This is a genomic window from Paraburkholderia bryophila, assembly GCF_013409255.1.
Classification (GTDB): Bacteria; Pseudomonadota; Gammaproteobacteria; order Burkholderiales; family Burkholderiaceae; genus Paraburkholderia.
In genome coordinates, this window is record NZ_JACCAS010000001.1 from 1366559 (window position 1) to 1387506 (window position 20948).

Below are 20948 nucleotides of genomic sequence, written 5' to 3' on the forward strand. Positions count from 1 at the left end.
CCAATTCGCCTCGATTTGCAAAAGGCGAACTTTCCCCAATGCCGACCCCGGCAAGTAATAAACCGTAATACCAGACGAAAATCGATTTCATCCATCGCGCGCGCCAACTCGGAAGAAAAAATGCCGCTGGATCGGGAAGACCCTGGTCTCAGCCGCTCCGCCACGGCCGACGGCGGGTCCGCGGACGCGATCGGAGCGGCGGCATCGTATGCGCGATGATTTATCGGCCGAGCCCCTAAAGGAATCGGCGGCATTGCCGTTAGCGCAGTTGGCAAACCCGGAGTGATCCGGCGACGCAAAACTATAGGGACTCCCTTGGGGAGTTTGCCAGTTGCCCGCCGTAACCGCGGCGGGCCAATCGACAACGGTCTTCGCCAGACCGGGTCAGGAGGCGAGATGAAAAAAATCCAGGGGTTGGGCACGCTCGGCGTTGCGGTTCAGGAATCCAACGAAACGAACCGCCGCACGACACACGTCGGCAAAGCGCTGAAACGGGCCACGCTGATGGCCTGCCTGGTAACCGGTTGTCTGCACGGCACGGCATTCGCGGGCACCACCGCCGCGCTCGCTCTGGTGGTGCCTTCCTACTTCAACGCGACAAAAAGCGTGGCCGACTGGAACAGCATGGTCACCTCGGCTCACCAGGTATCGACCACCGCCATCCTGAATCCGGACAACGGCCCCGGCGCCACCACGGACCCGAACTACGCGGCGGCGACGGCCAAGGTTCGCGCGGCGGGCGGCAAGGTGGTCGGCTATGTGCACACGTCGTATGGCAAGCGCTCGCTCTCCGCGGTCGTGGCCGATATCAATGCGTATGTCGCGCTTTACAAGGTCGACGGCTTCTTTATCGACGAGATGTCGAACGACAGCAAAATCGCTCACATCCAGTACTACCAGTCGCTGTACAACTACATCAAAGGCCTGAACGCGACCTACTCGGTGACCGCCAATCCGGGCACCAACATTCCGGAGCTTTACGCGAGCTTGCCGACGGCGGACACGTTCGTCGTTTTCGAAAGCACCGCCAAGGCTTACGCGAAATACGAGCCGTTGAGCTGGCAGGCGGCGTATCCGAAGACCCGCTTCATCCACATGGTGTATAGCGCGACGGCCGCGCAAATGCCGGGCATCGTGCAATACGCGAGCACGCACGGCGCGGGCGGCGTGTACGTGACCTCGCTGGGCGGCTCCAATCCTTATAAGGCCTTGCCGCCCTACTGGAGCGCCGAAGTCACGAACGCCATCGCGCCGTGAGGATGCGAGCAGCAGGTCGATATCTTGCCGCGCGAGCTAGAACACGCCCATCAGCCCGGACAACTGCGAGACGTATTCTCCATAGCGCGGATCGCTCTTGACCTGCTCTGGTTGGCGCGGTCGCGGCAAATCGATCCTGACGTCATGGATCACGCGCCCCGGCCGCTCCGACATGACCAATACCCGGTCCGACAGAAACACCGCCTCGTGGATGCTGTGCGTGACCAGCAACACCGTCAGCGTGCTCTGCTGCCAGATTCTCAGCAGCTCGACATTCAGGCGGTCGCGAGTCAGCGCATCCAACGCGCCGAACGGTTCGTCCATCAGCATCACGCGCGGCTGCAGCAGCAGAATCTGGCCGATCGCGGCGCGCTGCCGCATGCCGCCCGACAACTCGTGCGGATAGCGGTCGGCGAAGGCCGTTAGACCCAGCGTCTCCAGCAGCGCGGGCAAGCGTGCTTCGACCTGCGCGCGCGGCAGATCGCGCAGCTTCGCGCCGAGCCGGATATTGGCCCCGACCGTCAGCCACGGCAGCAGATTGCTGGTCTGAAACACCACGCCGATATCCGGCACCGGTTTGCCGATCGGCTCGTCGCCGAGCAGAATCCGGCCGGCGTCGCACGGCACGAGGCCCGCCACCATGCGCAGTAACGTGCTCTTGCCGCAGCCGCTCGGGCCGAGGATCGACACGAACTCGCCCTGGCGAATCTGCATCGAGACTTCGTCGAGCGCGCTGAAGGCCTGCGCGCCGCCGCGCGCGGCGAAGCGCTTGCCCACCTGCTCCACCGCGATCAGCGCGGGCGCCGTGCCGTCGCGCGGCAACGGTTGAACCGACGTGCCGCTTGCCGGGGCGCGCTCCACGATACGCAACTTGTCGACCATCGCCATCAGACTGTCACTCCTCTCCACCACACGCCGCGCGACACCAGTTCGACGGCCCAGTAAAACAGCATGGCCAGCCCGGTCACCATCAGGATCGCCGCGAACGACAACGCCGTCTGCGCATTCGACGTCGCGAATACGATCAGGTGGCCGAGCCCCGACTCCGAGCCGATGAATTCGCCGACGATCGCACCGATCACCGCCAGCGGCATCGCGATCTTCAACCCGTCGATCAACGCCGGCAGCGCGGCCGGCAAGCGCAAGTGCCAGAAGGTCTTCGCCGGCGACGCGCCGAGCGCGCGGAAATGCTCGTCGAGATTGCGCGGCACACCGGCGAGTCCGCCCATCGTCGCGATCACGATCGGGAAGAACGCGAACAGCACGGCCGCCGCCAGCTTCGACGCGAAGCCATAGCCGAACCAGACGATCAGCAACGGCGCGAGCGCGATCTTCGGCATGCTTTGCAACGCGGTGACAAGCGGAAACAAAGTGCGCCGCGCGATGCTCGACATGCTGGCGAGCAGACCGATCGCGAGACCGCCGACCAGCGCCAGCGCGAAACCGGCGAGCACCTCCCAGGCGGTCGCGAGCGTGTCCGACAGCAACTGCCCGCGCATTTCCCAACCGGCCGCGAACACTTGCGAGAGCGCCGGCAGCACGTAGTCGCGCGTGCCGGTCCAGCGCACGCCGAATTCCCAGATCAGGCCAATCACGACCCAGAACGAGACGGTTTCGATCAATCGCTTCATGAGGGTTCCGAAGGGTGTCGAATTACGGACGAGCGGACGGATCGCGCGATGCGGGGTCGCTGGAGGGCTCGCCGGTGGGGTCCGACGAGGCCGCTTCTTGCGCTGCCGTTTGCGCCGACACCTGCGCCGACGCCGACGCCTGCGCCTGCTTCTGCGCCACCAGATGCGGCGGCGGCGGTACGACGAAACGCTCGAAGCGATACTGATCGAACGACTCGATCGTGCGCTCCCACACTTGCGGTTCGTGCGCGTCGCGCTCACCGATCTGCGTCATCTCGCAGTACACCTCGACGTTATTACCGTCCGGATCCTTGAACACGAGGAACAGGTTATTGCCCGGACCATGCCGGCCGATGCCGCGCACGATCTCCACGCCATGCTCCTGCAGCACCTTCACCGAGCGCTCCATTTCCTCGTAGCTGTCGATCAGATACGAGAAGTGCTCCAGACCCGGTCGCGAGTAACGCGGCAGATCGTCGAAGTCGGTGGAATCTTTCGGTAGCTGGGCGAGCGCGAGATCGTGATGATCGCTGCCGGCGCGCAGAAACACCATCTGATCACCGATCCAGTCGGACACTTTGAGGCCCAGCACGTCGGTATAAAACCGCGCGGACTTCTGAATGTCGCGCACCATCAGCACCATGTGTCCAAGTCGCTTCGGACGCAAACTGTTCATTGCCTGTCTCCTCTTTGCCCACGCCGCGCGCAGGCTGGTTGGAGGGCGCGCCTCATACTTCGACGAGGCACACTCTCCCGATCGGGTTCATTCGACGAATCGGTTCGTATAAAGATCGGCCGCCTTCACCTTCGCGCCGGTACCGAACGCACGCGACACGAAAGCCGCCGTCGACTCCATGCGCGCTGGACGCAGCCAGCCGGTCTTGTGGTCGGTCGGATCGTCGGTAATCAGGCCGTTGGTCTCGACGATCTGTTGCAGCAGGATCGTCTTGTCGAGCACCGGATACTGCGCGGCGATCGCATCCGCTGCTTCCTGCGGATGCTCGCGCATCAGCGCATAGCCGCGATAAGTCGCGGCGACGAAACGCTTGACCACGTCGGGATGCTGGGCCACGAAGGTATCGGTGGTCACGAGGCCGTTACCCATCATATCCAGACCAAAATCCCGGTAGAACACGCGGCCGAGTTGCTGACCGGCGCGCTTCGCGAGCGCTGCCTGAACCGGCAGGCTCGCGCCCTCCCAACACTCCGACAGGTCGATTCGCTTTTGCAGCAGCGCCGTGTTGATGACCGCCGGGTCGAGGCGCACGGTCTTGATCGCGTCGGGTGCGAGGCCGTTCTGTTTGAGCCACGCCGGCATGATGTTCTGCACCGGCGACGCACCGCCGCCGCCGAGCGTCAGACCCGCCAGATCCTTCGGCGAATTCACCTTGAAGCCCGGCCGTTCGAGATAGCACATCGCCCCCGGCCAGCGCGTGTTAATCGCGCCGACCATCACCGCATGGCCGCCATGCGCGCGGTTCAGCATCACGCTCACCGGATCGCCGTAGCCGAATTCGAACAGACCGCCATCCACTTCATTGACGGTGCGCTGGCCGCCGTAGCCGCGCATCACGCTGACGTCGAGCCCGGCCTCGCGGTAGTAGCCCTTCGATTGCGCGAGCAGAATGCCGCCGGTGCTGCCCTGCGGCAGCCACGCGAGATTGACGCGCACGGCGTCGGCGGCCTGCGCCGGGGCGCTTGCGAAAAGCGCGACGGCAGCGAACGCTGCCGCGCTCGATGCAATACGCCACGCAGGCTGCCGCATGGCCCGCTGCATGATCCGCTGCAAAAACGCGCGCCCTATCCGCTGCAACATGTCGTGTCCCCGTCCCTGAGTGGAGTGAAAAAAGAAGCGCGGCAAGCGTGACGACGCTTAGCCCGCCACCAGCGGATTTTCAATCGAGCCGATGCCGTCGATCGATGCGACCATCACGTCGCCCGCCTTCAGATAAATGCCGCGTCCCATGCCGACGCCGGTCGGCGTGCCCGTAGCGATCAGATCGCCGGGTTGCAGCGTGAGGATCGTCGATAAATATTCGATCTGCTCGGCGATGTTGAAAATCATCCCGGACGTATTGCCGTCCTGCATCATCTCGCCGTTCACCGCGAGGCGCATGCGCAGATTCTGCGGTTCCGCGATACACGCGCGCGGCACGAACCACGGCCCGAGCGGACCAAAGGTATCGAAACTCTTGCCGCGAAACCAGTCGTGTTTGAACGGATAGTCGGTGCGCCGATTCAGGTCGCGCGCGCTGACGTCGTTCAGAATCGTGTAACCGGCGATGTAGTCGTACGCGTCCCGCTGCGCGATATGGCGGCCGGTTCTGCCGATCACCACCGCCAACTCGACCTCCCAGTCGACCCGCTCCGCGTGCGGCGGAATCACCACGTTGGCGAGCGTCGGCACCACGCTGGTTTCGGCCTTCATGAACATGTACGGCGTGCTTTCCTCGCGCGGCGCCAACTCCGTGCCCATCTCCAGCGCGTGCTCGTAATAGTTCGACGCCGCCGCGAAAATCCGCCGCGGCTGGTACGGCACGCACAACGTATGGCCAGTGAGCGGGGCGAGATCGAGCGTGCCGGCTTCGATCGCGCGGGCCGCGTTGCCGAACCGTTCGACGATCGCCGCGCCATCGTTTTCCCATCCGGCGATCAGGCTGCCGACATCGTCGATATCCGCACCGGACGCGTTCGACGCGCTTTGCTTCAACGCGGCCTGCGCGTCGTACAGCGCATCGCCGACCGCCAGACCAGTGGCGCGGCGGCCATTCGATTCATAAGTTGCGATACCAAACCAGGTCACGTGTTGCCTCGCTTTTTTGCGTTTGTAGGGAGTCAGTCAGTTGCCGAGGACCTCATCAGTGCACTGAACATTTCGTATACATTCAGTCACTCATGTATTCTTATTAAAATCCTCGTATACACTTATCGGGGCGTGAACACGTTCGCGCGTACACTGCATGGGCTTGCACAGGCCGGATATGCGCGGTGGCGATTGAGGCGGTTGGGTCGCTGGCGCATAATGAGGGCCACCTGCCCACGGTTTCGCTCAACCCACGACCATCACGATGACCACGCTCTCCTCCAAGATTTACCGTTTGCTGTGCGACGAGATCATCGACGGCACGCTCGAACCGGGCCAGAAACTCGAAGAAGCGGCGCTCGCCGAACGCTTCAACGCGTCGCGCACACCGATCCGCGAAGCGCTGCGCGAACTGGCCGCGCGCGGCATGGTCGAGCTGACGCCGCGCAAAGGCGTGGTGGTTGCGCAGTTCAGCATCGACGAACTGGCCGACATGCTCGAGGCAATGTGCGAACTCGAAGCGCTGTGTTGCCGTCTGAGCGCGCAGCGCATGAGCCTCGTCGAGAAGAAACAGCTCGAAGAACTGCAAACCGAAATGAACGCCGCGATCGCGCGCGGCGATGAAGCGGAGTACTTCGAACTCAATCGCGACTTCCACGAACTGATCTGCAAGGGCGCGCAAAGCAAGTCGCTGGCGTCGATCATGGCGGTGCAGCGGCAGCGGCTGGCGGGCTTTCGCGCCGCGCAGCCGGCTTCGCCGTCGCGCTTCGAGTCGGCCACCGACGAGCATCGCGAGATCGTCTCCGCGATCCTCAACTCCGAACCGGAACGCGCGTACAACGCCATGCGCGACCACACCGCACGGCTGTCTATCGTCGTGCTGGGCCGCCTCAAACGGCAACGCGCGGAACGCGAGAACGCCTGAGGTTGGGCTCGATTGCCGCACGCTCACGCGGCCACCGCCGCGAGCGCTGCCATCGACGGCATCGAGAACTCCAACGCCTGCAACTGCTGCAATAGCGCGCCGGATTGCGCCGGGTTCATCGGCGTGAGCGGCGGGCGCACGCGATTCCACGCGGCGTCGTTCGCGAAATGCGCGACGATGCTTTTCAGCGCGGGGATCATCGGTTGCGCCTGCACGGCCAGCCGCACCGTCGCTACCTTGCCTTCCCACTGCGTTCTCTCTTCCGGTGTCGCCGCGTTCAACAGGCTCGCAATCGCATGCGGCTGAATATTCGCGGTCGCCGAAATGCAGCCGGCCGCGCCGAGCGGCAGCGCCTTGCCGAGCAGCGCCTCGGACGCGGGAAACACCGCGAAGCCGGGAAACTTCTCCAGCATCGCCGCCGTGTTGGCCCAATCGCCCGAACTGTCCTTGATGCCCACCACCGTGCGCGGATACGCGGCGATCAGCCGTTCGATCAGCGTGTGCGTGATCGGCACGCCGGTGAACTGCGGGATGTGATACAGCAGCACGCGCAAGCTGTCGGAGCCGACCGCTTCGATCACGTCGGCGTAGTACGCGAACAGGCCGTCGTCGCTGACGCCCTGGTAGAAGAACGGCGGCAGCATCAACGCGCCCGCGCATCCGGCATCGTTCACGTGACGCGTCAACGCGATCGCATCGGGCAGCGCGCACGCGCCGGTGCCCGGCAACATCTGCGCGGGGTCGATGCCGGCGTCGATCACGTCGTCCAGCAACGCGTGCCGCTCGGCGAGACTCAGCGAGTTGGCTTCGCTGTTGGTGCCGAACAGCGCGAGTCCCGCGCCCTGCCCGACCAGCCAGCGACAGAACGCGACGAAGCGCGGCGCGTCGACGGTGGAGTCCGCGGTGAACGGCGTGATGACCGGCGCGAATACGCGCGGTGTCGCGAATGGGTGTTTCGGGGACGTAGTGCGGGACATGCGGGCCTCCTTGTTTGCAGTGCGGACAGTAGCGGTCGTGCGGTTGTGACGGTCGTTTGCGACCGTCGATTGCGCGGTCGACTACGTGGGGCGATTGCGCCAACGGATGTCGTCGATCGACTCCGCGCCCCACCTACCCACCGAAAAAATCAAGCATCGCGTCCCCCAGCAACGTCTCGCCCGAATCGAAATGCGCGACCACCGACGTATGGTTGTGCCGCAACATCTGCATGAAACGCGGCGCGCGTTTCGCTCGCGCGTCACCGGCGCGTTGACGCGCCAGCAGCACGCGCTCGAAAAAAGCCGCGCCGTAGGCATCCAGATAAGGGTTCTCGTATTCGGCGACCACCACCATGAGCGGTGTATCGAAGTGTTCGGCGTAGGTCAGCGGCGAGCGCGCGGCGTAGCGTGATTCGTCCGCGCCGAAATAGGCGCGCACGCCGGCGGCATTCGGGTTATCCGCGAAAACATCGGCCGCGAGCCGCGCGCTAATTAGTACCGCGCCCGCCACAGCCGACGCGTTTTCCCCGTCACGCAGCCCTGCAAACAGCGGATCGCACAGATAGCTGGCGACATGTGAGCCGCCCGCCGAATGGCCGACTAAATAGATCCTGCGCGGATCGCCGCCGAACTCGACGACATGCGCATGCGCCCACGCCAACGCGGCGGCGACATCGTCAGCGCCGGCGGGATACGACGCTTCCGGCGCGAGGCGGTACTCGACATTGAGCGCCACGCAGCCCTGCCGCGCGAACCAGCGCGAGACGTTGTCGTAGATCAGTCCGTTGAAACTCTTGCTGCCGCGCAGAAAAGCACCGCCGTGGACGAACAGCACGACATCGGCATTGCCCTTGCGTCGTGTCTCTTCCGAAACGAACACATCGAGCCGCTGCCGTTCATGGCTGCCGTACGGAACGTCGCGCGCCGCCTCGAACGATGCGCCCGCATCACGCGCCGCGGCCACCAACGGCGAATACGCGCAGATCACCAGATCGCGGTGCGCGTTGATGTCGCTCCCCCATACCGGCCCGATCTGCGCGAAGCGCTGCCTGAGCGTGGCGGACAGACTGCCTAACGGTTCCTGCGAGGTCTGCATCGGTGGTCCTTCATACATCGCGGTGATTCAGCGGGCTGCTGAAGCAAAGCCGCCTAAGCGGAGCTAGCCCCGATCAGCGTATGAAGACCATTCTGGTATATCAATTTGTTTTTGTGTATACATTTGTTATCCGTAGTATACCTGGTGAAGTTGCGGACACACTTGATTCACAGTCACGACAACCCTCCCTTCGCCTGCGGGCGATTCATCGTCAGGACAACCCAAGGACATCTCATGGACAAGCTCCGTCATATCGCGCTCTCGGTGGAAGATCCCGAAGCCGCCGCGCAATTCTTCGAGCAGGCGTTCGGCATGCGGCGCGCGGGCAACGCGATGCGCGGCATCTATATGACCGACGGCACCATGAACGTGGCGCTGCTCAACTTCAAGGACGAGACCGTGCCCGGCTATGCGGGCCTGAAGGACGTGCGCGGCGTGATCCACTTCGGTATGTGGGTGGATAACGTCGACGACACCGCGGCGCGCGTGGTCGCGGCCGGCGGCACGTATCTGACGGGCCGCCACGAAAAAGATCCGAACGTGTTCTACGAAGTGAAGTACCGGATGCCTGACGGCACTGTGTTCGACATCACCGAAAACGGCTGGAAAGGCGCGGTGAAGGAAGTGGCGCCGACGGTTGCATCGTCCACCGATCCGCAATGAGCGCGGGCATGAGCAGCACGCACGTGCTGGCGCTGATCGCGCTGCCCGACGCGACGCTCGATGCGCTGCGGCGCGATTACACGCTGCACTACCACCCGGATGGTTTGAGCGTCGAGGCGTTGTCGTCGCGCGTTGAACTGGCGAACGTGCGCGCGGTGGTGACCAACGGCTCGACCGGTTTGTCGGACGCGCAGATGGCCGCGCTGCCCGCGCTCGAAATCGTCGGCGCGTTCGGCGCGGGCTACGAGAATGTCGATGTCGCCGCCGCCACGCGACGCGGCATCGTCGTCACGCATGCGCCGGGCGCGAATGCGGCGACTGTCGCCGATCATGCAATCGGTCTGCTGCTCGCGCTCGCGCGCGGCTACGCGCCGCTCACCGACGCGGTGCGCGCCGGCCATTGGCGCACCTCGCGCGCCGAGCGGCCGACGCTAACGGGCGCGCGCCTAGGTCTCGTCGGCATGGGTCGGATCGGCCGGTTGATCGCCGCGCGCGCGCAGGGCTTCGACGTCACGCTCGGCTATCACGGACGTCAGCCGCATGCCGACGCGCCCGGCCGCTACTACGGCAACCTCGTCGAACTCGCGCGGGACAGCGAGTTTCTGGTGATCGCCTGCAACGGCGGCCCGGCGACGAAACATCTGATCGATCGTGACGTGCTGCGAGCGCTCGGGCCGCACGGCTATGTGGTGAACGTGTCGCGCGGTTCAGTGCTGGATACGCAGGCGCTGATCGACGCGCTCGCCGACGGCGCGCTCGCGGGCGCGGGGCTCGACGTGATCGACAGCGAACCCGAGGTGCCGCGCGCGCTGCTCGATCATCCCGGCGTGCTGATTACGCCGCATATTGCGGGGCGTTCGCCCGCTTCATGGATCGCGCAGCGCGACGCGTTGCTCGCCAGTCTGTCGCAGCACTTTGCCCACGCACCGATCGAATTCGCGGTGCGCACTGCCTGAAACGGGGCGGCGCAGTATCGCGCCGCCCTCTCCGTCGTCCGCTGTTCCCGCTGTTCCTGCAATTCCCGCTGTTCCCAACCGCACCAGAGGATCCGCCATGAACGTTCGATCGTTGGGCGCGCTCGCGCTCAGTTGCGTCACTGCATGGGGACTCGCGTCCCGCGTGGTTCATGCGCAGACGTCTGTCACGCTGTACGGACTCGTCGGCCTCGATATCGCCGACACCAAACGCAGCAACGGCCCGCCCGCCGCGATCGCCGAACAAAGCCCCGGGCTCACGGCGCCGTACTGGGGCATCCGCGTCAACGAGGAACTCGGCGCCGGCTACCGCGCGATCGCCGTGCTCGAAAGCTTCTTCCAGCCGACCAACGGCGGCGTCGGCCGCACGTCCGCCGATCCGTTCTGGGGCCGCAACTCGTACGTCGGCATCGCCGGGCCGTTCGGCCGCGTCACGCTCGGGCGGCACACCAACCTGCTCTACCTCGCCGAACAGGCGGTCAATCCGTTTCAGGCGTCGATCCTGTTTTCGCCGCTGGTGATGCAGACCTTCACCGCGCCGTACGGCGGCAGCATCGCGGGCGATACCGTGTGGAACAACGGCATTCAGTACACCAGCCCGAATCTGAACGGCCTGACCACCACCGCCGTGTATGCGCCCGGCGGCTTCGCGGGCTCAAACGGGGTCTACAACGCCGCGTTATCCACCACCTATGCCGGCGGTTCGCTCACCGCTGTCGCGACCGTGCAACGCACGCGTGTGGTGGCCGGTGTCGCATCGCCGACACAGAACGCGTACCTCGTCGGCGGTGCGTACGATTTTTCGCTGTTCAAACTGTACGGCGCATTGCAAGGACTGCGCACCGACTCAACCGGCGTCGGCGCGCACACCTTCGAAGCGGGCCTGTTCGTGCCGCTCACCGCGCAACTCAGCGCGCTCGCCGAATGGGCGTACACGCGCCGCAGCGCGCCTAAAAACGCCGTCAGCGGGCGCAACACGGGCTCCGCGGGGCTCGACTACTTCCTCTCCAAACGCACCGATCTGTACCTGCTGACCGTCTACGACCGGCTTTCCGGCTACGGCACGGCAATGACCTATGCGACCGGAATCCGGCATCTGTTTTGACGCGCTATGCCATTCGGGTCAACCCGCTATAACTAAACCGCTGTTTTGTATAAAAAAATAAAGCTCGGAATCCAAATTTTGCCGTGGGTATAATTTTTTCCAGTTTGTGTATACACGACAGAAAAGGAAGGCACCGCGGCTGTCGCGCGCGACGACAGCACTCTCAACAACACGAAAAGAACGACGATCTGTTTGGAGATGGAATGAAAAAGAAGACTCTCGTGTCAGGCGCCATGATGCTTGCATGCGCCGGGGCACATGCTCAGTCGAGCGTCTGGCTGTCCGGTTATGTCGACCTGAACATCGAACATCTGATCTCATCCGGCTCGGGCGGCAACGTCACGCGCATGTCGAGCGGCGGGTTGAACAACTCGCGTTTCAACCTGAGCGGCGTCGAGGATCTGGGCGGCGGCAACAAGGCCGTGTTCACCGTCGAGCCGATGTTCTCCGCGAACACCGGCGTGCAGTCGACGCAGTTCCGTCAATCGTTCGTCGGTCTCAAGGGCAACTGGGGTGAAGTGACCATGGGGCGTCAGTTCACGCCGTCGTACTGGATTGCGGGCTACGCCGATCCGAGCTGGGCGGCCGATTTCAGTATGGTCAACAACATGGAGTTCTTCTACGCGTCGTATCGCGTGGATAACGCGATCCAGTACAAGACGCCGAGCTTCTACGGCTTCACCGGCCGCATCATGGCCACGACCGGCGTGGGCGACAGCACTCGCGCGGGGCGTTTTCTGAGCACCAGCCTCGACTATCGCCACGGGCCGATTTTCATCGGCGCGGTGAGCGAGTTGCAGTACACGCGGGACATCTTCAAGTCGTCGCAGATTCATTCGTCGCGCGATAACTACTTTGCCGCCGTCTACAAGTTCGGTGGCTTCGAGCCGACCCTGATCTATCACACGTACAACGGCTATTACGCTTATCCGCCGTACGTCGCGTTCAATTCGCAAGGTTGGGACGCGCAGGTCGGCGCGCGCTGGAATATCGACGGCCGCAGCCGCGTGTATGTCAGCGTGGTGCATCGTCACGACGACAACAACAAAAGCATTTCCAGCGCGACCGGCGGCGTGATCGGCTACCTGTACGGTTTGTCGAAACGCACCGACCTGTATGCCACTTTCGCTCACGTGAAGAGCCAGAACAACGTGCCGGTCGCGTATCCGGTGACGTTCCAGGTCTATCCGAACGCGGGACAGAATCCGAGCGGCTTCCAGTTCGGTATTCGTCACGCGTTTTAATATAAAAAGGAGGAAGCCCATGCTTCGCACAAGCCATCTGAAATCCACTCTCGCAACCGGCGCGCTGCTGGCGTTCATGTCAGCCGCCGCGTACGCGAGCGGCGACGCGGCGCAACCTGTGGCCGCGGCATCGGACGCGGCCGCAACCGCTGCGGCGGCATCGGCGACGCCCGGCACGCCGGCGGTCAAAGACCCGTACCTTGCCGCGTGGTTGCGCCTGACGCCGAATCGGCCGCCGCTGCCGCTCAAGCCGGGCGTCGACTACGGCATGGACCCGGCGACCGGTCAGTTCGTGTGGCCGAAAGCGACGCCCGAAGTTCACCAGGGGCAGCGCTTCCCCGGCGAAATGACCACGTGGGACAAGAAGAGTTACGCGAAGGACGTGAAGGTGTTGGCCTTCTATCCGCTCGTCGATTCGCCCTTTCACGCCTGGAACAATATCGCTGACTTCGACGGTCGCCGTTACCTCTACATTCACGACCGCGACTATCTGCGGATCATGGACGTAACCGATCCCGCCAACGGCAAGGTGGTGTTTTCGGAAGGCGGCACGTGGGGCCCGAAAGGACCGACCGAGCATTTCGATCCGAACAACGTACACAACTACCTGGGCGGCGCCACCATTGTGTGGAGCAAGAAGCTCGGCAAGCCGGTGCTGGTGGCGTCGTTTGAAATTGGCCGCTATGGGCTGATGACGGACAAGAGCGAGCAGCCGGACAAGGTCGAAGCGCAGCGTCACTACAACTCGCTGAAGGGCTTCAAGGTTTTCGAAATGGACGGCCCGCTGCCGAGCCAATGGAAGCTGATCGCGACGCGTACCACCGACTACAAGCATCCCGATGCGCCGGTCGGCCAGCAGCAGGGTTCGGGTTCGCTCGATGCGCCGGAGTACTACGGCGGCAAGTACATGATTCTGTCGGCCGCGCCGGATGACAGCTATGGATTGACCGAGTACCCGAACTATCTGTATTCGCCGGGCTATCAGGTGTGGGACATGTCGGACCCGGCCGATCCGAAGTTCGTTTCGCAGATCTCGGTGCCGGGGCAGATTCTCGGTAATGAAGCCCATGAGCAGGCTTATCTGCAGAATCCGCGCGCGGGGAATCGTACTTCGTGGATGGGGTCGCGGATTCCAATCTTCTTGCCGAAGCCGTTGGAGCAAGGCGGCAAGATTGGCTTTGGCGCGATGGGTGGGCTCGGGTTGTATTCGTTCGATCTGTCGAATCCGGCTAAGCCGAAGGTGCTGGGCAATGTGAATACGGCGCCGAGTTTCGCGGGCACCGAATACGACAATGCCGATGTCAGTCAGTACGAGCGCACAGGGTTCGTGCTGACGAGCGGTTATCCGATGAATCGCGATTGCTATGAGCCGTATAAGGACATCTTTGTCGTCGATGCGCGCGATCCTTCACATCTGAAGGTAGCGGCGAAGTTGCCGCAGCCTACGCCGCCTGAGGGGGCGCCTTTTACCAGCTTCTGCCAGCGTGGGGGGAACTTTGGGCCTAAGCGGTCGAACGCTATTGGGCAGCCTGGCGGGTCGCGGCAAGGGGTGATTCCTTACTCGTTCTATAACGCCGGTGTGCAGATCTTCGATGTGCGAAATCCGGAGAAGCCGACTATTGCCGGGTATTTTGTGCCTGCGTTGGCGGATGAGAGTGAGTTGCCTAGCTATACGCTTGGGAAAGGTGTGCTGGCGATTTATACCGAGTACGACCGCAATATCATTTGGGCCTTTACTGAGAATGGCGCGTATGCGTTGTCGACGCCGTTGTTGGGCAAGCCTGTGATTGGCGCGCCGGCTAAGCCGTGGCCGCCGCGGTGAGCAGTTTGGTTTTTTGTTGTTCCATGCTGTTGGATTGAGCGCTTTGCTTTTGCCCCGCCGGCGACTTCGTTCGGTGGGGCTTTTTCGTTTCGTCTGTCTGGAGTGTGATTGTGAAATGGATTGGGGTTGTTCTGGTTCTTGTGGGTGTGGTTGGGGGGAGTGCTGGTGCCTTTGGTGCTACGGCTACGGCCGGGGATGCTGCGAATGTCGCGCACTCGACCTCGGCCAGCGAACAGACCTGCCGGGCTTGTCATGCCATCGATACCACTAAAGTCGGGCCGCCCTTTCGAGCTATCTCCGAGCGCTATCGCGGGGATCCTGATGCGGTTGCCAAGCTTGAGAAAAGTATGCTTGAAGGGAGTTCTGGGAAGTGGAATACCGGGGCGAGTATGCCAGCTAATGCTATTTCTCATGCTGATGCTGAGAGGTTTGCTCGGTGGATTCTTGGGGTTAAGTAGTTTGGACGTTTGCCTGTTGACGGTGTTTTTCTGTGCTCTTTGGGTGTTGGCCTTTCCTTGATTTCACGGTGGTCTATTAGCGATCCCCCTGTGCGGGGGGCACCTACTTTTCTTTGCCTGCCGCCGGCTTGCCGCAAAGCAAAGTAGGCAAAAGAAAGCGGCTCACACCGCTAACCATTAAGCGGGTCCCCCGCGCAACTACGGTAGTGGCTCATCTGGAATCCGTGTTCTCGCACATTCCGCGCTAGTGACAAAGGCGTCATTCTTCCGGCGGCGCTGCGCGCGCCCCCGCGGTCATTCGTACCCTCTCGCGTTCCGTCTCGCGTTCCGTCTCGCGTTCCGTCTCGCGCTCGTCGGCGTTCTCGGCGTTCTCGGCGTTCTCGGCGTTGAGCCGATCGTCAGTCGTGCTGGGTTCTGCATCGCTTCGTTCCTGCGCTCGTCGAATGATTATTTTTATCTGCTTCGAACATTTGCCGGCAGGTGGGCTTGGGTTTCGATTGCGGGGTGGAATAAAACGGCGGGAGGATGTGTTTAACCATCTGTACCCCATCCTGCGGCTCTGAGCGGTCGATGAACACGTGCTGGCGTGCGTAGGGATGGATTCTGTGCCCAGATAGTGCTAAATCGATGCCGGTCATGACATGTGGAACATCTTGATCATTGAAGACGACCAATGTGTCGCGCAGAAAATCGCCCGCACGCTCAATGCGGGCGGCATCTCCGTCGACGTGACGGACAGCGGCCGCAAAGGCATCAGGCGCTTGATGAGCACGGACTACGACGCCGTGATCCTCAGCCGAACGCCGCCGGACCTCGACGGGCTGAGCGTTCTGGCGACGCTGCGCGGCATTGGCGCGCAATCGCCGATTTTGATGGTGAGTTCGGTGGCCGATGTGCATGAACGCATCGAAGGCCTGCGGGCCGGCGCGGATGACTATATGTCCATGCCGTTCTCGTTCGACGAAATGCTCGCCCGCATCGAAGTGCTGCTACGAACACGGCCATCGCTTAAAAAGGAAGCGCAGCCGATGTTGCGCGTCGACTCACTTCGGCTCGACCTGGTCAAGCGAACGCTAATGTTCCAGCAGGACAAACTCTGTCTGCAACCGACCGAGTTCCGCCTACTCGAATTCATGATGCGGCACGCGGGCCAGGTACTGACACGCAGCATGATCTTCGAAGCCGTATGGGACCGCCATTTCGATCCCGACACGAATCTGATCGACGTCCACGTCGCCCGCCTGCGCAAAAAGGTCGGCGAGCTCGGCGCGCAACAAATGATCCGGACAGTGCGCGGCTCCGGTTATCGATTCGGCTAGCAACGCTAGCGAGCGACACCAGAACAAACGGCAACAGGCAACAGTTGAATGAACGACGCGTGACAGAGCGCAAGAATTCACGGAGTACTTTCGCAGTTATCGCCACATTGGTCTTCGTATTACTCCTTGAACACCCAATGGATGACGGCATCGCTATTCTGCGAAACGTTCGAACCCGATCTACCGGAAGTGCTTTCCGGTACGGGAGTAAGAACGTCACTCACAAGGAAGAGAGCATGTTTATACACAAGATCTCGGTTCACGGCGCGCCCTTCATGGCCGAAAAGCGTCTGGAGTCAAACGATTGTGCCAGTGGTTACACGGCGGCAAAGAGTTGGGCGAAGGACGTCCCCATCGACACCAAACGCGTTGAGTTGCAATCTTGCTACGGCGCCACGGGCGGACCATTTTCAAACGCTCAAATGTTATCCAACAGAACGGGGCTACCGGTAATAGGCTACGCCGGAAAGGTAAGCAACGTGAAGGGCGAACCGGAGTGGTTCACACCACAGTCTTCCGGAGTCGCGGCTTTTACAGGCAAGGTAAACGACGCGATAGGTTCGGCCAAAACATGGGGAAGAACAAGTCCGTAAGAGGACCCGACGTCCCGACACCGTGAAGTGCAAAAGCGGCGAAGGACCAACCCCAAAACCGCGACGTAAGACCGACCCCGGCGGCGCGCGCAGCGCCGCCGGAAGATTGACGCCTTTGTCACGAGCGCGGAATGTGCGAGAGCACGGATAATAGACCACTAACAAAGCAAGGAAAGGCCAATAAACCAAAAACCCAACCCTAACCTCAAGCCACCTCAACCCCGGCAGGCCGCCCAACTCTCTTCCGATACCAAACAAAATAAACAACAAGCAGCCCAACAACAAACGGCACCCCAATCACAAGCGTCAACCGAAACTCCCGAGTAAACCAGGTAGTAGCAAGCGCACTCAGCATGAGCCCAGCCCCGAGAAGGGAAGTAAAAGGAAACCCCCACATCTTGAACGAGAGCGACGCCCGCGCATGTCTGCGCCGAAAAAACAGATGAGTAACAAAGATCATGAACCAGGTAAACATCGCCCCGAACATGGAGACGGACATCATCAGCACAAACGAAGCATCGGGATAGACCACATTCAGCACAGTAGCCAGAGCGATCCCAATGGTAGAAAGCCACAACGCCGCCACAGGCACCCCATTAGAACTCAGCGCCCCCAACCGCCTCGGCGCATACCCCGCCCGAGAAAGACTAAACATCATCCGTGTAGTGATATACAGCTGACTATTCATCGCCGACAACGCCGCCACAAGAATCACAAAATTAATGACTCCAGCGGCCCCCGGCACATGCGTAGCGGCCATCACCCGCACGAACGGGCTCTCATCGGTCCCAGCCGCATTCCAAGGAACGATAGCCAGCATCAAAGCCAGCGTCAGCAGATAGAAAAACACCAACCGGAACATCGTCGCACGAAACGCCCGGGTAATAGCCTTCTGCGGATCCCTGGCCTCCCCCGCCGCAACAGCAATCATCTCGATGCTCAAGTAGCTGAAGATCGAAACAATCACCGCGACCCACATCCCCCACACACCTTTCGGAAAGAACCCGCCATGGGACGTGTAATTGGCAAACCCAATAGAAGACTGAGCCGGCGCCCCAAACACCACATAAGCACCAAGCAGAATAAAGCCGACAATCGCCACGATCTTCAGCATCGAGAAAACATACTCGACCGCGCCGAAGACCTTCACGCTCACCGAGTTGATCCCGATCAGCGCAGCGGAAAATCCCACAATCCAATACCATCCAGGCACAGCAGGAAACCAGTACTTCATATAAACGGCAATCGCCGTCACTTCGGTGCCGACCGCAAAAACAATCGACGACCAGTACGCATACCGCACCAGAAACCCGGCCCACGGTGCAATATAGTGCTCCGCATAAGCCCCGAACGACCCCGAAGTAGGATGCGCGACCGTCATCTCCGCCAGACATCCCATCAACAGCAACGCGATCAGCGCGCCGATCGCATAACTCACCAGCACGCTCGGCCCGGCAAACCCGATCGCAAATCCACTGCCCAGAAACAGCCCCGTGCCGATCGCACCACCAATCGCGATCATCGACAATTGCCCCGTCGACAGTCCACGGTGCAGTCCCTTTTCGCGTTCGACAATCGTGTCGAAGCCTCGCTGCTCTTGCGTCATCTTTGTGTCTCCTCCTGGATGCGGCCGCGTGCGTCGCACGCACGCCGCCGGTGCCGCGCTGTCGTCTTACTCTCTTACGCTCTTGTCCGACTCTTTACGTCTCGCATCGCGGCGCTTGCCTGCTCATTGCGCAATCGCGCTCAGGTCACCGACTTACGCGCCTTGAACTCGTCGGTGTTCCATGCATCGGACGAGATGATGTCCTTGAGCTGCGCGATGGTGTCCCAGATGTCCACATAGCGCACATACAGCGGCGCAAAACCGAAGCGCAAAATATCCGGCGCGCGGAAGTCGCCGATCACGTTGCGTGCAATCAGCGCCTGCATGATCGCGTACCCTTCGGCATGTCCGAGCGACACCTGGCTGCCGCGCTGCTCCGCATCGCGCGGCGACGCCAGCGTGCAACCCAACCCCTTCAATTCCTGATCGGTCAGTTCGATAAACAGATTGCCGAGCGCCACGCTCTTGTCTCGCAACACATCGAGATCGACGCCGTCGAATGCTTCGAGCGCGCTCTCCAGCGCAATCACGCCGAGTTGCGGCGCGGTCCCCGTCAGCATGCGGTCAATGCCCGGATGCGGCGCGTAGTCGTGCGTGAATTCAAACGGCTTCGAATGGCCGTGCCAACCGGTCAGCGGCTGACGCATCGCTTCGATATGGCGCGACGCGACGAACACGAATGCCGGCGCGCCGGGGCCGCCGTTCAGATACTTGTAGCCGCAACCCACCGCGAAATCGACGTCGCAACGGTTCAGACCGACCGGCATCGCGCCCGCCGAATGGCACAGGTCCCACACGATCAGCGCGCCGGCCTCATGCGCCTGACGCGTCACCGCTTCCATGTCGTAGCGCTTGCCGGTCTTGTAGTTGACCTGCGTGAGCGAGACGATCGCCACGCTGTCATCGATCGTCGCGACGATCTCATCGGGATCGACGCAGCGCAATTCGCAACCGGTCATCTCCGCGACGCTCGACGCGATATACACGTCGGTCGGAAAATTGGTGCGCTCGGCCAGAATCACGTTGCGGCCGGGTCGCATGCGCGTAGCCGCTACCAGCACCTTGAACAGATTCACGGAAGTCGAATCGGCGACGATCACTTCGTCCTGCCCCGCGCCGATCAGCTTCGCGATCTTGTTGCCGGTACGCTGCGGTGCCGGATACCAGTCGGCGTCGTTCCACGAACGGATCAGGCCATGCGCCCATTCCTGTTTCAACGCCTGCTCGATCCGTGCGGGCACATTGGAGGGCATCGCGCCGAGCGAATTGCCGTCGAGGTAAATCGTGTCGGCGGGCAGATCGAAGCGCGCGCGGCAGTGGGCCAAGGTATCGGCCGCATCGAGCGCGGCGCAGTGTTCCCGGGTGATCATCTGGCTTGTTTCCTGTGATGTCTTATTGCAATGACTGGACTGACGAAACGCAATGCGGGCTGCGTTGCCGGAGTCGGTTTAAACGGTGTGCGCGACGTCCACCGGCAAATCGAAGAAGCGCTGCGCATTGGCGCCGAGAATCTTCGCTTTGGCCGTGTCGCTCAACTGCGGGTGATGCGCGACGAGATCGCCGATCTTCTGCTCGCCGAGCGGAAACGGATAGTCGGAACCGAGCAGCACGTGATCCTCGCCCATCGTGTCCACCAGCAGTCGCAACGCGCCCTGGTCGAACACCGCACTATCCACGTGAAAGCGATCGAGATACGACACCGGCGGATTCGGGCAATCCTCGCGCACAATGTCGCGCTGTTCCCACGCGTTCTGCACGCGGCCGAGCAGGAACGCGAAGCTGCCGCCGCCGTGCGCGAAGCACAGCTTGAGCGACTTCGGAATCCGCTCGAATGCCCCCGACAAAATTAGCGACACCATGCTTAATTGCGTTTCGGCCGGCATCGCCACGAGCCACGGCAACATCCACTTTTTCATGCGGCCGTCGGTCATCATGTCCCATGGATGCACCAGCACCGGAATGCCGTCGTTCGCGCAATGCGTGAGGAAGGTGACGAGGTGTTCGTCGTCGAGATCGCGCGGGCCGAGGTGATTGCCGATCTGCACGCCGCGGTGGCCGGCGCGATGCGCGCGGGTCGCCTCGCGGCACGCCAGATCGATATCCTGCAAGGGCACTTGGGCGAGCGCCATCAAACGTTGCGGTGCGTACGCGCAGAGTTCGAGCGCCTGGTCGTTCATGCGCGCGGCCCACGCGTGCGCGGCGCCGGCATCGTAGCGATAGCCGAACATCACGGGCGTCGCGCACATCAGTTGAATATCCACGCCGAGCGCGTCCATCTCCGCGATGCGCAGCGCCGGGTCCCACAGCGCGCGATACACCGGGCGAAAGCTCTTGTCGCCGGTCATGATCATGCCGCGTTCGCCATCCGCGTCGATCTTCAGCCACGGCGCGTGGTCCGCGTCGAGGCGCGCGGCCTCTTCCCGCGTGATCGGCGGAAAGAAGTGGGAATGCATGTCGATTCGAAGTGTCATCGTG

At 62.2% G+C, this 20948-nt stretch carries 21 protein-coding genes and 1 riboswitch; of the genes, 10 read left to right on the forward strand and 11 right to left on the reverse strand.

What is annotated here, in order from left to right; all coding sequences use genetic code 11:
* Positions 1 to 260 precede the first annotated feature (260 nt).
* Positions 261 to 339, forward strand: a riboswitch (cyclic di-GMP riboswitch).
* 57 nt (positions 340 to 396) lie between these two features.
* A complete protein-coding gene (locus tag GGD40_RS06110) occupies positions 397 to 1257 on the forward strand; it encodes a spherulation-specific family 4 protein (RefSeq protein WP_179743116.1) in 861 nt (286 codons plus the stop codon).
* A gap of 36 nt (positions 1258 to 1293) precedes the next feature.
* On the opposite strand, the gene GGD40_RS06115 is transcribed toward GGD40_RS06110, so the two are convergent.
* The 5 genes from GGD40_RS06115 to GGD40_RS06135 all read right to left on the reverse strand — a co-directional run bounded on the left by GGD40_RS06115 (position 1294) and on the right by GGD40_RS06135 (position 5691).
* Entirely contained in the window at positions 1294 to 2145 is an 852-nt protein-coding gene (locus GGD40_RS06115; protein ID WP_179743117.1) for an ABC transporter ATP-binding protein, read from the reverse strand.
* Positions 2145 to 2888 carry an ABC transporter permease gene (locus GGD40_RS06120; RefSeq protein WP_179705580.1) on the reverse strand — a complete coding sequence of 248 codons (744 nt, stop codon included), beginning with the start codon at positions 2886 to 2888 and terminating at the stop codon, positions 2145 to 2147. The genes GGD40_RS06115 and GGD40_RS06120 overlap by 1 nt, the downstream gene beginning before the upstream one ends.
* Positions 2889 to 2910: 22 nt before the next feature.
* Positions 2911 to 3564 carry a VOC family protein gene (locus tag GGD40_RS06125; protein ID WP_179743118.1) on the reverse strand — a complete coding sequence of 218 codons (654 nt, stop codon included), beginning with the start codon at positions 3562 to 3564 and terminating at the stop codon, positions 2911 to 2913.
* A gap of 87 nt (positions 3565 to 3651) precedes the next feature.
* On the reverse strand, positions 3652 to 4704 hold the full coding sequence (locus GGD40_RS06130; RefSeq protein WP_179743119.1) for an ABC transporter substrate-binding protein: 1053 nt from the start codon (positions 4702 to 4704) through the stop codon (positions 3652 to 3654).
* Between the two features lie 57 nt (positions 4705 to 4761).
* Positions 4762 to 5691 (reverse strand): fumarylacetoacetate hydrolase family protein, encoded by a 930-nt coding sequence (locus GGD40_RS06135; RefSeq protein ID WP_179743120.1) that lies wholly within the window; start codon positions 5689 to 5691, stop codon positions 4762 to 4764.
* Positions 5692 to 5956: 265 nt separating this feature from the next.
* On the opposite strand from GGD40_RS06135, the gene GGD40_RS06140 reads away from it, so the two are divergent.
* Entirely contained in the window at positions 5957 to 6616 is a 660-nt protein-coding gene (locus GGD40_RS06140; RefSeq protein ID WP_179705588.1) for a GntR family transcriptional regulator, read from the forward strand.
* 23 nt (positions 6617 to 6639) lie between these two features.
* On the opposite strand, the gene GGD40_RS06145 is transcribed toward GGD40_RS06140, so the two are convergent.
* The gene (locus GGD40_RS06145) at positions 6640 to 7593 is read right to left on the reverse strand and encodes a dihydrodipicolinate synthase family protein (protein WP_179743121.1); all 954 of its coding nucleotides are present in this window, start codon (positions 7591 to 7593) and stop codon (positions 6640 to 6642) included.
* 133 nt (positions 7594 to 7726) lie between these two features.
* Positions 7727 to 8689, reverse strand: a complete 963-nt coding sequence (locus tag GGD40_RS06150) for an alpha/beta hydrolase (RefSeq protein ID WP_179743122.1) — start codon at positions 8687 to 8689, stop codon at positions 7727 to 7729.
* 234 nt (positions 8690 to 8923) lie between these two features.
* Here GGD40_RS06150 and GGD40_RS06155 point away from each other — a divergent pair, with 234 nt between their 5' ends.
* The 6 genes from GGD40_RS06155 to GGD40_RS37330 all read left to right on the forward strand — a co-directional run bounded on the left by GGD40_RS06155 (position 8924) and on the right by GGD40_RS37330 (position 14955).
* A complete protein-coding gene (locus GGD40_RS06155) occupies positions 8924 to 9352 on the forward strand; it encodes a VOC family protein (protein ID WP_179705594.1) in 429 nt (142 codons plus the stop codon).
* An 8-nt stretch (positions 9353 to 9360) separates the two neighbouring features.
* Complete coding sequence (locus GGD40_RS06160) at positions 9361 to 10308, forward strand: NAD(P)-dependent oxidoreductase (protein ID WP_179743123.1); 948 nt, start codon at positions 9361 to 9363, stop codon at positions 10306 to 10308.
* Between the two features lie 97 nt (positions 10309 to 10405).
* On the forward strand, positions 10406 to 11431 hold the full coding sequence (locus GGD40_RS06165; RefSeq protein WP_179705598.1) for a porin: 1026 nt from the start codon (positions 10406 to 10408) through the stop codon (positions 11429 to 11431).
* Between the two features lie 203 nt (positions 11432 to 11634).
* A complete protein-coding gene (locus GGD40_RS06170; protein WP_035551342.1) occupies positions 11635 to 12675 on the forward strand; it encodes a porin in 1041 nt (346 codons plus the stop codon).
* A 19-nt stretch (positions 12676 to 12694) separates the two neighbouring features.
* Entirely contained in the window at positions 12695 to 14497 is a 1803-nt protein-coding gene (locus tag GGD40_RS06175) for a hypothetical protein (protein WP_179705602.1), read from the forward strand.
* Positions 14498 to 14643: 146 nt separating this feature from the next.
* Positions 14644 to 14955: a c-type cytochrome gene (locus GGD40_RS37330; RefSeq protein ID WP_373565321.1), complete on the forward strand. Its 312-nt coding sequence runs from the start codon at positions 14644 to 14646 to the stop codon at positions 14953 to 14955.
* Positions 14956 to 15353: 398 nt separating this feature from the next.
* Here GGD40_RS37330 and GGD40_RS36640 read toward each other — a convergent pair whose 3' ends face one another.
* Positions 15354 to 15593 carry a hypothetical protein gene (locus GGD40_RS36640; RefSeq protein ID WP_218900825.1) on the reverse strand — a complete coding sequence of 80 codons (240 nt, stop codon included), beginning with the start codon at positions 15591 to 15593 and terminating at the stop codon, positions 15354 to 15356.
* 3 nt (positions 15594 to 15596) lie between these two features.
* Here GGD40_RS36640 and GGD40_RS06180 point away from each other — a divergent pair, with 3 nt between their 5' ends.
* Positions 15597 to 16274 carry a response regulator transcription factor gene (locus GGD40_RS06180; RefSeq protein WP_179705607.1) on the forward strand — a complete coding sequence of 226 codons (678 nt, stop codon included), beginning with the start codon at positions 15597 to 15599 and terminating at the stop codon, positions 16272 to 16274.
* A gap of 236 nt (positions 16275 to 16510) precedes the next feature.
* Positions 16511 to 16867 (forward strand): hypothetical protein, encoded by a 357-nt coding sequence (locus GGD40_RS37210; protein WP_179743124.1) that lies wholly within the window; start codon positions 16511 to 16513, stop codon positions 16865 to 16867.
* A 205-nt stretch (positions 16868 to 17072) separates the two neighbouring features.
* Here GGD40_RS37210 and GGD40_RS06190 read toward each other — a convergent pair whose 3' ends face one another.
* The 3 genes from GGD40_RS06190 to GGD40_RS06200 form a co-directional block, all read right to left on the reverse strand.
* Positions 17073 to 18473, reverse strand: coding sequence for an amino acid permease (locus GGD40_RS06190; protein ID WP_179705611.1), 1401 nt, complete (start codon positions 18471 to 18473; stop codon positions 17073 to 17075).
* A gap of 140 nt (positions 18474 to 18613) precedes the next feature.
* A complete protein-coding gene (gene kynU, locus GGD40_RS06195) occupies positions 18614 to 19843 on the reverse strand; it encodes a kynureninase (RefSeq protein ID WP_179705613.1) in 1230 nt (409 codons plus the stop codon).
* Between the two features lie 78 nt (positions 19844 to 19921).
* On the reverse strand, positions 19922 to 20944 hold the full coding sequence (locus GGD40_RS06200) for an amidohydrolase family protein (protein WP_179743125.1): 1023 nt from the start codon (positions 20942 to 20944) through the stop codon (positions 19922 to 19924).
* Positions 20945 to 20948: the final 4 nt, after the last annotated feature.